Below are 12,948 nucleotides of genomic sequence, written 5' to 3' on the forward strand. Positions count from 1 at the left end.
CGCGGTCCGGACAGATCGGGGCGGTCAAGGCAGTGTCCTAAACACACATCACTCGGTTAGATGAGTGTGGACACCAGAACACCCCGCACACCCGCAGGGGGAGGCCCGTCGGGATTCGACGACGCTCCCGCGCTGAGCATGGTGAAGGTCCCGTGCGACCCGGCGCAGGTCATCGTGAATCACGCGAGCTTCCGCGTGCAGCTCCCGGCGTCGCAGCAGACCCGGTCCCCGCGTATCGCACGGCAGTTGGCGCTCGCCGGGGCCGAAGCCGAGACCACGCGCATCCCCGTCGTCGGTGCTCCCGGACGCCGTCGCGCCCCCGTCGTCTGGACCGGCAGGTCCGAGCCCGGCGACCCCGGTGCCAGCGGTCTGCTGCAGGCCGTGCGCAGCACCGGCGTGCGGCACGGCGACGCCGACACCATGGACGCTGCCGCGACCCAGGTCATCCCGCGGATCAGCGATCTCGACGGGGCAGGGACCATCGAGTCCCCGCAGGTCATCGGGCCGCGAGACCCCGAAGGCGACGAGACCAGGCTCCTGCCCGCGGTGCAGCCCGCCGGCAGCGCCTACGACGAAGAGCCTTACGGATACGAGGACTTCGGGGAGTACGACGACGGCGATCAGCGCTCGGAGCGGCGCCAGAGCGGCGACCCCGTGCGCCACGCGTACTACCCGGGGCGGCGGTTGAACCTCGGCGTGGTGCTGCTGCCGCTGCGCGTCTTCCTCGGCTTCATCTCCATCTACGCGGGCATGGGCAAGCTCTGCGACCCCGTCTACTTCGACGGCGGCGACCGCGGCTCCATGGTCAAGTGGCTGAATTCGCTGCACCCTTGGGCGCTCGCCGAGCCGATGCGGGACTGGGCGCTCCAGCACCCGGTGGGTGCGGGGCTCGTCATCGCCTTCCTGCAGGTCATCGTCGGCGTACTGACGGTGCTCGGGCTCTGGCAGCGGGCCGCCGCCGTCGTCGGGGCGCTGCTCTCGGCGGCGCTGCTCGTGACGGTGAGCTGGAAGACCGTGCCGGCCTATGACGCGCCGGACATCATCTACCTCGCCGCCTGGAGCCCGCTGATCATCGCCGGGGCGCCGGTGTACTCCGTGGACGGCTGGCTCGCCGGTGAGGCCTGGCGGCGGCTCGGGCCGCGCGCCGGTCTGTGGGAGCTGCGCCGCCGTGTGCTGCGCCGCGGATTCCTGGTCGGGACCGTGGTCGTCGGACTCACCCTGCTCATCGGCTCGTTGCTGGGCGGCGCCGTGCGCGACGCCGACCGGGTGACCGCGCCGGGACCGGGCGAGGCGCCGCGCAATGAACTGCCGGGATCTCCGCTGCCGAAGGAGCCCGACGAGCGGCGTACCGAGCGGCGCACGCCGTCCGCCTCCACCGGTTCGCCCACGCAGGGCGGCACGGGCTCGGCGTCGCCGTCGAGCCCGGCCTCCACGCCCGCCGAGGTGCGCGAGTCCGGCTCGGTCAGCGCCGGGCAGCCGAGCCAGACCCAGGGCACGGGCCAGCAGGCGCCGCCGCAGCAGTCGGCGCCGCCGCCCGCGTCCACCGGCGGTCCGACCTCCAGCGGCGGTGCGGGAAGCGGGGGTTCGGGCTCCGGTGGCTCGGACTCCGGCGGCTCCGGTTCCGGCGGGGGCGGGGAGAAGCCCGGTCTCGTGGGTGGGCTGCTCGGCTGAGGGATGCGCGTCTGTAGCTGGCGCGGTCTGTAGTCGGCCGTACGCCGATGGGCCCGGCACACACATGGTGTGCCGGGCCCATCGACGTACCCCCCCGAAGAGTGTGAGCGAGCGGCTCAACGCCCTTGTGCGGCGAGCTCCTTCGCGGCCTCGGTCAGATCCTTCGCCGTGTCGATCGCGCGCCAGTACGCGCCCTGCGGCAGCGGATAGCCGGCGAGCCTGCGCTCACGGGCCAGGCGCGGGAACGTGGTGCGCTCGTGGTCACCGAGGTCCGGGAGCAGCGCGGCGAAGTCGGGGGAGAAGACATAGACGCCCGCGTTGATCTGGTACGAGGTCTGCGGGGACTCGATGAAGTCCGTGATGTGGCCGAAGTCGTCGGTCTCGACGACGCCCCAGGGGATCCGCGGACGGGCCAGGGCCAGGGTCGCGGTGGCATCGCGCTCGGTGTGGAAGGCCGCCATGTCGCGCAGCGAGAAGCGGGTCCAGATGTCGCCGTTGGTGGCGTACCAGCCGCGGTCCGGGTGCGGCAGATGCGCGGCGGCGTACTTGAGGCCGCCGCCGCGGCCGAGGGGTTCCTTCTCGACCACGGTGGTGACCCGCAGCGGGAGCTGTGCCGAGTCCAGCCACTCCTGCAGGACTTCGGCGAGGTGGCCGCAGGAGATCACGGCGTCGGTCACGCCCTCCGAAGCCAGCCAGGAAAGCTGATGGCCGATGATCGGGACCCCCGTGCCGGGGATCTCGACCATCGGCTTGGGCCGGTCGTCGGTGTAGGGGCGCAGACGTGAGCCCTGGCCTCCGGCGAGTACGACGGCTTGGGTCGGGGTGTGCGGGTCGGTCATGACGGCACCTTATGCGGTGCGCACCGACCCGGGCCCTGGTCAGGTCGTCTGCTGGGCCACACCTGTCGCGAAGGCGGTGTCGCACACGGGGCGGGAGTACGACTGGGCGCGGCTCGGGCCGTACTGGCGGACCGCGGCGCGGCCGAGGGCGCGGGCGATCGAGGCGCAGTGCCGGGCGAGCGACGGGCGCTCGTTCACCTCCTCCTGGAGGTGGGTGAGCGCGGTGGCGGGACTCTTGTCCTGCAGTTCGAGCAGCAGACGGTCGCGCAGGACGTCCTGCGGGGCCCGGGACTTGGCGGGCACGGAGGCGTCCTCGGCCGACGCGGTGAGCACCGACTGCGAGCCACCCGACCAGTTGACTCGGGTGACCGCGAGCGTGCCTGACAGGACCAGGACGACGGGGAGGACGAGAGCGAGGGTTCGGCCGATTCGGCGGGCGCTTTGGTTCACGCGTGTGAGCGTAGCGGTCAGTGATGATTTGGCGACATTTGGTCACCGTATCGAGGGATGGTTCGAGGGCTGCTTTCGAATCGGATGTTGACGTACGCGAGTCGAAAAGGGCGGTGTGCCGGGGTATTTGTCGACTCCCGTGGCGTGCTTATACGGGAGTGACGACCGCCGTACGCCCATCTCTCTACCCGGCCGGCGACGGCGCAACGCAGGTGGCCCCGCACCGAAGTGCGGGGCCACAGCGATCAGTTGGGGAGGCGCGTCAGTGGTGCGTCAGTCGTGCGTCGTGCGTCAGTCGCTGAGGCGCTCGCCGCTCGACGTGGCGAAGACATGGGTCTCGCCGGGACGCGGCACGACGTGCAGCTCGGAGCCCTTCTCGGGGACGGAGCGGCCGCTGACGCGGACGACGAGGTCCTTGGGCTCGCCGCCGACGTCGGCGGTGCCGTAGACGTAACCGTCGGCGCCGAGTTCCTCGACCACGTTCACCGTGATCGCGAGGCCCGCCGGGGCGTCCTCGGTGTCCTTGGTGAGGGCCTTCGCCGCGCCGCCGTTCTGCTCGACGATGTCGAAGTGCTCGGGGCGGACGCCGACGGTGACCGTGCGGTCGCCCTTGTCGGCGGCGGTGGAGAGTGCCTCGCGGTTGACCGGTACGACCGAGTTGCCGAACTTCACGCCGCCGTCGGTGATCGGGACCTCGACGAGGTTCATGGCGGGGGAGCCGATGAAGCCGGCGACGAAGAGGTTCGCCGGGCGGTCGTACATGTTGCGGGGGCTGTCCACCTGCTGGAGGAGCCCGTCCTTCAGTACGGCCACGCGGTCGCCCATCGTCATGGCCTCGACCTGGTCGTGGGTGACGTAGACCGTGGTGATGCCGAGGCGGCGCTGGAGCGAGGCGATCTGGGTGCGGGTCGAGACCCGGAGCTTGGCGTCGAGGTTCGACAGCGGCTCGTCCATGAGGAAGACCTGCGGCTCACGGACGATCGCGCGGCCCATCGCGACGCGCTGGCGCTGTCCGCCGGAGAGCGCCTTGGGCTTGCGGCCCAGGTACTCGGTGAGGTCGAGGATCTTCGCCGCGTCCTCGACCTTCTGGCGGATCTCGGCCTTCGGGACGCCGGCGATCTTGAGCGCGAAGCCCATGTTGTCGGCGACGGTCATATGCGGGTAGAGCGCGTAGTTCTGGAACACCATGGCGATGTCCCGGTCCTTGGGCGGCAGATGCGTCACGTCGCGGTCGCCGATGTGGATCGAGCCTTCGTTGACGTCTTCGAGGCCCGCGAGCATCCGCAGGGACGTGGACTTTCCGCAGCCGGACGGGCCGACGAGGACGAGGAACTCGCCGTCCGCGACGTCGAGTTCGAGCTTGTCGACGGCGGGCTTGTCGCCACCCGGGTAGGTGCGGGTCGCCTTGTTGAACGAGACAGTGGCCATGGAGATGGGCCCCCTTCACCGGCAGGAACGTGCCGGACGATCCGAGTAAAGGTGGTGGATCGCTCCGCCGTCGGATGGCGGGGCGATTGGTGTAGTCCAGTGGCCTGGACTGGCTGTGAATGTACCTGGCCGCCGGGGGGATGTCAGTAGGTCGGTTCGGATTGTTGTGCGGGTGCGCGGGCGCCTGTGGATGCGCGGAGCCCCGCGGGTGCCGGGGAAGGGCGGGGGAGGAAGCCGGTCCGCGTGAAGTGCCGTACGCACGCGTCGAACAGGTCGCGGCCGTCGCCCCGTAGCTCTATGCCCGTTTCCCGCAGGAGTTCTCCCGTCGAGGCCGCATCGATGGCGTGTGTGCCCTCCGAGGTGATCTCGCCGCGGTCGTCGGTGAGGACGGCGAGGAGGGCCGGGCCCGTGCGTACGGTGCTCAGGGCGTCGAGCCACTCGTGGCGCGGGACGGTCGCGACGGGGTGGCCGTGGGCGCGCAGCCGTTCGGCCGCCGTGGTGAGGGACAGCCGGTGTCCGGCGGCCAGATGGAAGGTGCGGCCGGCGGCCCTGGGGTCGAGGGAGAGGGCCACGAGTGCCGCGGCGGCGCGGTCGACCGGGATCAGGTCGAAGGCGGGTGTCGTGCCGTGCGGTGGGTCGTGCGGGCCGTTGTCCGTTGCGTGGTCCGGGCTGTCCTGCGGGGCCAGGCCCAGTTGTGCGCAGGCCTGGAGCAGCAGCCACATGTAGTCCGACTCCTGGCAGCGGCCGGTCGCCGTGTCGCCGGTGAGACGGGTCGGGCGGTAGACCGTCACGGGGAGGCCGCGTTCGCGCGCCTGGGCGGTCAGGGACTCGGCGGCCCACTTGCTCTGGGCGTAGCCGTGCCGCAGGCCGGTCGCCGGGGGCAGCGGGTCGTCCGCCTTGTGGGCGCCGCTCGCCGGAGTGCCGGACAGGACGCCGACCGTCGAGACGTGGTGCACCGGCACCGTCCGGTGGGCGGCCGCCAGGCGCAGGATCTCGGCGGTGGCCTCGGTGTTCGCCGGCTTCAACTGGTCATACGTATAAGCAAGGTTGACGGCGGCGCCACAGTGGTACACCGCGTCGACGGTGCGGCTCAGTTCGTCGTACGTCGCGGCCGGCAGGCCCAGGCCAGGAGCGGCCAGGTCGCCCGGCAGGTGACGGATGCGGTGGGCCCAGTCCGGGCGCCACAGGCCGTACCGGTCGAGGGCCGCGCGCAGCCGCCCCTCGTGGCCGCGCGCCAGACAGTGCACCGTCGCCCGGGTGCGCGTGAGGAGTTCCCGCAGCAGGAACGTCCCGAGGAAGCCGGTGGCGCCGGTGAGCAGGACGTGGCGGGGGTCGGGGGCCACCGTCGTGGGGGTGGTGGCAGGGCGGCCGGCGGGGGCGATGTCGGCGGGCAGCCGGACGTCGAGTGCGGGGCCCGGGGTGCGGGGTGCCCGGCGGGCGGGGGCCCCGGTGGGGGCCGTGGTGAGGGCCGACGCGTGGGCGGTCAGGCCCGCGATGGTCGGGGCGGTGAAGACGGCGCTCATGGGCAGGGCGAGGCCGAGCTCCGTGTTCAGCGCGAGGACGAGACGCGCGGCGCGCAGGGAGTCGCCGCCGGAGGCGAAGAAGTCGTCGTGGACGCCGGGGAGTTGGGGCGCACGGCGTACCGCGTCCGTTGTTGCTGCCGCCGGGGCTGTTGCTGGGTCCGTCGCCGGGTCCGTCGCCGGGTCTGTTGCTGGGTCCGTCGCCGGGTCCGTCGCCGGGTCTGTTGCTGTGCCGGTTGCCGTGTCCGTGGCGGAGAGGGCTCGGTGCCAGAGGGCCGCCACCTGGCGTTCAAGGGGGGTGCGGGGTGGTACGCGGGGAGTTGTGGTGTCCATCGGGGCGGGATCGGCGGTGGCCAGGGTGGCGCGGTCGACCTTGCCACTGGGGGTCCGGGGCAGGGCGGCGGTGCGCAGGAAGAGCGCGGGGACGAGATGGGCCGGGAGCGACGCGGCGAGGGCGGCACGGAGCTCTTCGGGCTCGGCGGGCCCGGTGTAGTGCGCCACCAGGCGTTTGGGTGCGCCCGTGGCCAGGACCGCCGTGTCCGTGACGCCCCGGACCGCCCGCAGGGCCGCCTCCACCTCGCCGGGTTCCACGCGGTGCCCGCGGATCTTCACCTGGCCGTCGCGGCGGCCCACGAACTCGATCTCGCCGTCGGGCCCGTGGCGGCCCAGGTCACCGCTGCGGTAGAAGCGCTCGCCCGCGAGCTGCACGAAGCGCGTACGGGTCTCATCGGGCAGGTTCACATAGCCGTCGGCCAGGCTCGGGCCGCCGATGCAGATCTCGCCGGCCGACCCGGCGGGCACCGGGCGGAGGCGTTCGTCGAGGAGGACGATCCGGGCGCCGTCGACGGGCCGGCCGATCGGTGGGCGCTCGGGCCACCGCGCGGGATCGCCGTCGAGGCGGTGGGCGGTGACGACATGGGACTCGGACGGGCCGTACTGGTTGTCCAGGGTGGCCGTCGTCAGCTCGCCGAAGAAGGTGCGCAGGGCCGGGGTGACGTAGAGCTGTTCGCCCGCCGTGACGATCTCGCGGAGCCGGCAGCTGCGGCGTGTGCCCACCGCGTGGTCGGCGAGCTGCTGCAGCGCCACGAAGGGCAGGAAGAGCCGGTCGACGCGCTGTGCTTCGATCAGGTCGAGCAGGCGCTGCGGGTCGCGCCGGGTGTCCTCGTCGACCAGGACCAGGGTGCCGCCCGCCGCCCAGGTGGCGAACACCTCCTGGAAGGCGACGTCGAAGCCCATGGGGGCGAACTGCAGGGTGCGGACGCTCTGTTGGGGGGAGCGGGTGCGCTGCCAGTCGACCAGCGAGGTGAGGGCGCGGTGCGGCATGGCGACGCCCTTGGGGCGGCCGGTGGAGCCCGAGGTGTAGACGACGTACGCCTGGTCGTCGGGACCGGCTTCGGGGAGCGGCGCCGTGCCAGGTCGGATGGTCGCCGTGGGCTCGTCGACGTACAGGATCTCGATGCCCGGCGCGGTGTCCCCAGGCTGTGGAGGGGGTGGGGATTCCTGTGTGCGCGTCGTCAGAAGGACCGTGGCGCCACTGTCGCGCAGCATCAGGGCCCGGCGTGCGGCGGGGTAGGCGGGGTCGATCGGTACGCAGCAGCCGCCCGCCTTGAGCGCGGCGAGCACCGCGACGGGCAGCTCGGGCCCGCGCGGCAGGCACAGCGCGATCCGGTGGCCGGCGTGGCCGTGGGCGGTGAGGCGGCGGGCGAGGGCGTCGGACGCGCTGTCGAGGGTGCGGTAGTCGAGGGTGTGCGGCCCGTGGACGACGGCGGGTGCGTCGGGGGTACGGGCGGCGCTCGCGCGGAAGGACTCGTGGACGAGCCGGGGCTGGGGTCGGGGTCGGGGTCGGGGTCGGGGGAGTGCGGGCGGGGCGGGGGGCCGTGACCACCGGTCGAGGAGCGCGAGTTCCTCCGGTGGGAGCAACGGCAGTTCCTGGACGGGGAGTTCGGGCTCGCGCACGGCCGCGTCGAGGAGGGTCGTGAAGCGGTGGGCCAGGCGCTGCGCGTCCGCGTGGTCGAAGAGGTCGGCCGCGTACTCCAGGAGGCCGTCGTAGCCGCCGTCCCGCGGGATCAGATGGAAGAACGTGTCGAACTTCGCCGTGCCGTTGTGCGGGTGCAGGCGCCGCGCGGTCACCCCGGGCAGATCGAGTCCGGGGGAGCCGGCGTCGTCCACGGTCAGGACGGTCTGGAACAGCGGGAACCTGGTGAGGGCCCGGTCGGGGGCGAGATCGCGCACCAGGCGGCCGTACGGCATGTCGCGGTGCGCGACCGTGTTCCACAGCGCCGACTTCACCGCGCGCGCCAGCTCCGCGAAGGTGCCGTCGACCTGGCTGCGCAGCGGCAGCAGATCCGTCAAGCAGCCGATCAGCGGCTCGAGTTCGGGCTCGCCGCGGCGTGACACCGGGGTGCCGATGACGATGTCGCGCTGCCCCGAGAGGCGGGAGACGAGCGTGCTCAGGGCGGCGGCGATCAGCGCGAAGGGCGTACAGCGCAGGGACCGGGCACGGTCGCGGAGCAGTTCGTACGTCGGGGCGCCGACGCGGAAGGCGATCTGCCCGCCACGATGGCTCAGGGTCGCGGGGCGGGGGCGGCGCGGCGGGAACGACGACTCGGCGGGGGCGCCCGCGAGCGTGCCGCGCCAGTGCTCGGCCAGGGCGTCGAGGCCGTCCTGCGGCTGTGCGCGCAGGGCTTTGGCGTACGGGCCGAACTGCAGGGGAATGGGCTGGAGTTGAGGATCGCGGTGCTCGACTGCCGCGCGGTAGAACTCCGTGAACTCCTCGTCGAGCAGGCGCAGCGACCAGCCGTCGATCGCCGCGTGGTGCACCGCGACGGCCAGGACGTGGTCCTGCGGTGCCGTCCGCAGGAGGGTCGCCCGCAGCAGGGGCGGCTCGTGCAGCGGCAGCGGCACGCTGACGGCCGCGCGCAGGGCGTCGTCGAGGCCTGGGGGGTGCATGGGGCGCGTGGGGCCGACGGGGCCGACAGGGTCGACGGGGCCGACAGGGCCGACGGGGTCGACGGGGCCGACAGGGCCGACGGGGTCAGCGAGGAGCACGGTGCGCCGGTGCAGCCGGACCGGGCGGGCCTTCTCGACCACCTGGGCGGGGGCGCCGTCGACCAGGGTGAGACGGGTGCGCAACGCCTCGTGCCGGGCGACGACAGCGGTCAGGGCCTGCTCGACGGCGGTGGGCTCGACGGGGCCGCGCAGGTGGTGCACCCAGTTCTCGACGTAGCGCGAAGTGCCTTGCCCGAGCTGGTCGTTGAGCCAGATCGACTCTTGCTCGGGGGACATGGGGTACGTGGGGCGAGCGGGGGAGATTGGGGAGGCGGGGGCGGAAGGCGTCGTGGGGGGCGTCGGGGTCATATGGATTTCCCTGTAGCGGCTGCGGCTGCGGCTGCGGCTGTGGCTGCGGCGGCTGCGGAGGCCGGGGCGATGGCCGCGAGCGCCGCCCGGTCGACCTTTCCGTTGGGCGTGACGGGAAGTGCCGGCAGCTCGCGCACGGTGTGGGGGACGAGATACCGGGGCAGCGCGGCGCGCAGCGCGGAGCGGATGGCGGCGGTGGTCACGGGGGTGAGGGGATCGGCTGTGTAGTAGAGAGCCAGGCGGTCGTCCGTGGCGATCACGGCACAGTCGGCGACGCCCGGGATACGGCGTACCGCCGCCTCGGTCTCGGCGGGCTCCACGCGATGCCCCGCGATCTTGACCTGCCGGTCGGTGCGGCCGCGGAAGTGCAGGACGCCGTCGGAGTCGCGGCGGCCGAGGTCGCCGGTGCGGTAGACGCGGACGCCGTCGATGAGGGTGAAGCGCTCGGCGGTGGCCTCGGGCAGGCCGAGATAGCCGGCGGCGAGGCCCGCGCCCGAGACACAGATCTCGCCGATCTCGCCGAACTTGCCGATCTCGGCGCTCTCGCGGTGCTCACCGGCCTCGCCGCTCTCAGCGCCCTCAGCGCCCTCAGCGCCCTCAGAGCCCTCAGCGTCCGCAGCGCCCGCAGCGCCCTCAGCGCCCGCAGCGCCCTCAGCGCCCTCGGGAATGAGATGAACTCCGGTGTGCGGTACGGGCGTTCCGACCGGGATGCCGTCCGGCCGGTCGCAGTCGTCCGGGGTGATGCGGTGCAGGGTGGCGAAGACACAGGTCTCGACCGGGCCGTAGCCGTTGAAGAGGGCCGTGTCCGGGTGGCGGCGCAGAAAGGTGCGTACATGCGCCGGGGAGAGCACCTCGCCGCCTGTCAGGACATGGGTCAGACCGGTGAAGCAGTCCGGGTCCTCGTCGATGAAGAGGTTGAAGAGGGATGAGGTGATCCAGAGGGTGTCGACGCCGTGCCGGCCGGTCAGCGTCCGGAGTTCGTCCGGCAGCAGCGATCGGTTCTCGCTCATCACGCAGGTGGCCCCGGTGAGCAGCGGCCCCCACACTTCGAGCGTGAACGCGTCCCACGGCACGGGCCCGGCCTGCGCCATCACCCTGCCGGGGCCGAGCCCGGCGAGCGGGGCGCCGGGGCCGAAGAGGCGGGTGGTGGCGCGGTGCGGTGAAAGCACGCCCTTGGGCGTGCCCGAGGTGCCGGAGGTGAAGAAGACAGTGGCGGTGGCGGTGTCCGGAACGGGGGGCTCCGCCACGTCCCGTACCGGGGGCGGTTCGTGCGCGCCGGGTTCCCCGGTGCTGCGGCTCGACCAGGCGGGCGGTGTCCACAGCGGCACCCCGCAGCCGGCGAGCGCCGCGCCGACCGCGAGCGGCGGGGCGAGCGCGGCGACCACGGTACGCAGCCGCTGCCGCGGCCAGGAGGTGTCCAACGCGGCATATCCCGCACCGCACTTGAGTACGCCGAGCAGTACCGCGACGAGTCGCGGAGTGCGGTCGAGCGCCACGGGGACGAGGGCGCCGGGGCCCACACCGCGGCGCCGCAACTCGACGGCGTACGCCTCCGCGACGCGGTCGAGCTCCCCGTAGCCGAGGCGCAGGCCACCCTGCACGAGTGCGGGGGCGTCGGGGGTGCGCGCGGCGTGCCGGGCGACGGCCGTGTGGATCAGGCCAGGGTCACTCATGGCTCTGTCGCTCACGGCTCTGTCACTCACGGCTCTGCGCCCGTATCAGGGCCGTGCAGAAGTCGCCGATGGTGTCGTGCTCGAAGAGATCCTCCGGCGCGGCCTTGAGGGCGAGCTCGCGGCTGATCCGGGTGCAGATCCTGATGGCCTGCAGCGAGGATCCGCCGAGGTCGTAGAAGTTCTCCGTGAGTGGCGCGCCATCGGTGCCGAGCACCTCCGTGATGATGTGCGCGACCCTCGCCGTGGTCTCTCCCGCCGCTGACTCCACGTCCACCCCTCGCTCTCGCCGCTCTCGTATATTCGAACAAGCGCCGGTTCCGTTTCTATCAAGCGATACGCCGACGGTGGGCCGGGGGTGGGCCGCCTCCGCGCTGCTCCGGCACTACTCCGTGGCCGTCCGCGAGTGGCTCTGTGTAGAGTGTGGAAGCCTTCGCGCATGGCCTGTCCGGTGCGTGATGTGCCTCCTTAGCTCAGCTGGCCAGAGCAACGCACTTGTAATGCGTAGGTCGTCGGTTCGAATCCGACAGGGGGCTCTCTTCTTTGAAAAACCCCAGGTCAGGACTGACCTGGGGTTTTTCCTTCTACCTGATGCGGCGGCGGCGCTTGGCCCGAGCGGCCTTTGCGTTCGTGGTCTCAGTTTTGGTCTCAGTAGGGCTCTCGGTGAGGCCCTTGGCGGGGGTTTCCGGCTTCGGCATGAACGTGTCTCCCATGCGGCGCATGGCGTCCTTGGTGAGCTCGTTCCGACCCTTCACGTAGCGCCGGGTCTGGCTGATCTGGGTGTGCCGAAGGATCTCCATGATGGTGGGCATGTCGACGCCCAGCTCGTTCAGGATCGTGCCTGCGGTGTGGCGACTGCCGTCGTAGAGGCGCCGGTCGCTGATCCCTGCCTCTTCGAGCAGCTCCTTGAACTCGTCCCAGTCCGCCCGAGGGTCGAGAGGCCGGCCGTCTGGCCTCGTGAACACCGCGTCGTGTTCCTCCCAGAGGTCGCCTGCGGCGGCCCGCATTTCGTCCTGTCTTGCCTTGTGGTCGATGAGGTACGGGATGAACGGTGGAGGGATCGGCACGGGGTTCTGGCTCTTCTTCGTCTTGGGGCGGGTGAAGACGAGTCCGCCGCCCTTGCGCTCGGGGCAGGTGCTCGCGTGCTTCGTACAGGTCTTTGTGCAGGGCTTCGGACAACCGCGCTTGTAGCCCGCGTGTGCGGTGCAGTCGGGCGGGCAGGGGGAGAAGCGGTGTAGTCGGGCGCCGCAAGCGTGCGCGTCCGTGCAGCCGTGACGCCAAGTAAGGCGCTGAAGCTGCCATTGCGGGTGGAACAGCTCGTTTTCCAGGTCGACGTACCTCCATCGCAGACCGAGGGTCTCGCCCTGCCGGAACCCCATGCCGACGCCGACGATCCACCGCATGAAGGTGGGGCGCTTCGCGGCAGCTTCGAGGAAGGCTGTGGCCTGGCCCTTCGTGAAGGGGTTCGCTTCGGTCTCTTCGGCGGACGGAGGATCGACCAGCGTGGCGACGTTCTCGGTGATGATCCGGCGCCGGTGGGCGATCTTCAGGGCTCGGGACAGGATGCGGTGCACCTTGAGTACGTGCGATGCGGCGTGCCCCTCAGCGAGCATCGCGGCGTATGCCTTCTCCAGGTGCTCTGGTGCCAGCTTGTTGAGCCGGTGTTTCCCCAGGGCCGGATTGATGTCGTTGCGCGTCTTCGACCAGTAGTCATCGAGGGAGCGTGGTCGGAGCTTCAGGCTCGCGATGGTGGTGAGATACGTGTTCATCCACTCAGCGACGGTCGGTACGCGCCCGGCCTTGGGCGCCCGTCCTTGGTCACGGAGCTTCTCCAAGGCCCGGACTTTACGGCGTACTTCGGTCTCGGTTTTGGCGCGGCGGTGGCGGCGGTCGGGACTGCCGTCGTCCTTGATGCCCATGGTGACGCGGCCGTGCCACCAGCCGTCGTTGCCGAAGTAGATGGACGACTCCATGTTCGGATTGCGGGGGCTCATGTGCTCCTCCATGCGAGAG

The 12,948-nt window shown here is 71.8% G+C and carries 8 protein-coding genes and 1 tRNA gene; 2 read left to right on the top strand and 7 right to left on the bottom strand.

The window, feature by feature from the left end; all coding sequences use genetic code 11:
• Nucleotides 1-60 precede the first annotated feature (60 nt).
• On the top strand, nt 61-1,671 hold the full coding sequence (locus ACFQVC_RS35195) for a DoxX family protein (protein ID WP_381838367.1): 1,611 nt from the start codon (nt 61-63) through the stop codon (nt 1,669-1,671).
• A 116-nt stretch (nt 1,672-1,787) separates the two neighbouring features.
• On the opposite strand, the gene ACFQVC_RS35200 is transcribed toward ACFQVC_RS35195, so the two are convergent.
• The 6 genes from ACFQVC_RS35200 to ACFQVC_RS35225 all read right to left on the bottom strand — a co-directional run bounded on the left by ACFQVC_RS35200 (nt 1,788) and on the right by ACFQVC_RS35225 (nt 11,206).
• The gene (locus tag ACFQVC_RS35200; RefSeq protein WP_381838369.1) at nt 1,788-2,510 is read right to left on the bottom strand and encodes a nucleotidyltransferase family protein; all 723 of its coding nucleotides are present in this window, start codon (nt 2,508-2,510) and stop codon (nt 1,788-1,790) included.
• A gap of 39 nt (nt 2,511-2,549) precedes the next feature.
• On the bottom strand, nt 2,550-2,960 hold the full coding sequence (locus tag ACFQVC_RS35205) for a hypothetical protein (RefSeq protein WP_381838371.1): 411 nt from the start codon (nt 2,958-2,960) through the stop codon (nt 2,550-2,552).
• A 291-nt stretch (nt 2,961-3,251) separates the two neighbouring features.
• Complete coding sequence (locus ACFQVC_RS35210) at nt 3,252-4,388, bottom strand: ABC transporter ATP-binding protein (RefSeq protein WP_381838373.1); 1,137 nt, start codon at nt 4,386-4,388, stop codon at nt 3,252-3,254.
• 143 nt (nt 4,389-4,531) lie between these two features.
• Nucleotides 4,532-9,193, bottom strand: coding sequence for a non-ribosomal peptide synthetase (locus ACFQVC_RS35215; protein WP_381838375.1), 4,662 nt, complete (start codon nt 9,191-9,193; stop codon nt 4,532-4,534).
• Between the two features lie 68 nt (nt 9,194-9,261).
• Complete coding sequence (locus tag ACFQVC_RS35220; RefSeq protein WP_381838377.1) at nt 9,262-10,938, bottom strand: AMP-binding protein; 1,677 nt, start codon at nt 10,936-10,938, stop codon at nt 9,262-9,264.
• A gap of 22 nt (nt 10,939-10,960) precedes the next feature.
• Nucleotides 10,961-11,206 carry a phosphopantetheine-binding protein gene (locus ACFQVC_RS35225; protein ID WP_381838379.1) on the bottom strand — a complete coding sequence of 82 codons (246 nt, stop codon included), beginning with the start codon at nt 11,204-11,206 and terminating at the stop codon, nt 10,961-10,963.
• Nucleotides 11,207-11,397: 191 nt separating this feature from the next.
• Here ACFQVC_RS35225 and ACFQVC_RS35230 point away from each other — a divergent pair.
• A tRNA-Thr gene (locus ACFQVC_RS35230) sits at nt 11,398-11,471 on the top strand.
• Between the two features lie 48 nt (nt 11,472-11,519).
• Here ACFQVC_RS35230 and ACFQVC_RS35235 read toward each other — a convergent pair.
• On the bottom strand, nt 11,520-12,929 hold the full coding sequence (locus tag ACFQVC_RS35235) for a tyrosine-type recombinase/integrase (RefSeq protein WP_381838381.1): 1,410 nt from the start codon (nt 12,927-12,929) through the stop codon (nt 11,520-11,522).
• Nucleotides 12,930-12,948: the final 19 nt, after the last annotated feature.

The sequence above is a fragment of the Streptomyces monticola genome (genome assembly GCF_042665355.1).
Taxonomy (GTDB): Bacteria; Actinomycetota; Actinomycetes; order Streptomycetales; family Streptomycetaceae; genus Streptomyces; species Streptomyces monticola.

What these genes read in the sequence shown, in the direction of transcription:
- ACFQVC_RS35195 (WP_381838367.1), top strand. Translation starts at nt 61, where the DNA reads ATGAGTGTGGACACCAGAACACCCCGCACACCCGCAGGGGGAGGCCCG.
- ACFQVC_RS35200 (WP_381838369.1), bottom strand. Translation starts at nt 2,510, where the DNA reads ATGACCGACCCGCACACCCCGACCCAAGCCGTCGTACTCGCCGGAGGC.
- ACFQVC_RS35210 (WP_381838373.1), bottom strand. Translation starts at nt 4,388, where the DNA reads ATGGCCACTGTCTCGTTCAACAAGGCGACCCGCACCTACCCGGGTGGC.
- ACFQVC_RS35215 (WP_381838375.1), bottom strand. Translation starts at nt 9,193, where the DNA reads ATGTCCCCCGAGCAAGAGTCGATCTGGCTCAACGACCAGCTCGGGCAA.
- ACFQVC_RS35220 (WP_381838377.1), bottom strand. Translation starts at nt 10,938, where the DNA reads ATGAGTGACCCTGGCCTGATCCACACGGCCGTCGCCCGGCACGCCGCG.
- ACFQVC_RS35235 (WP_381838381.1), bottom strand. Translation starts at nt 12,929, where the DNA reads ATGAGCCCCCGCAATCCGAACATGGAGTCGTCCATCTACTTCGGCAAC.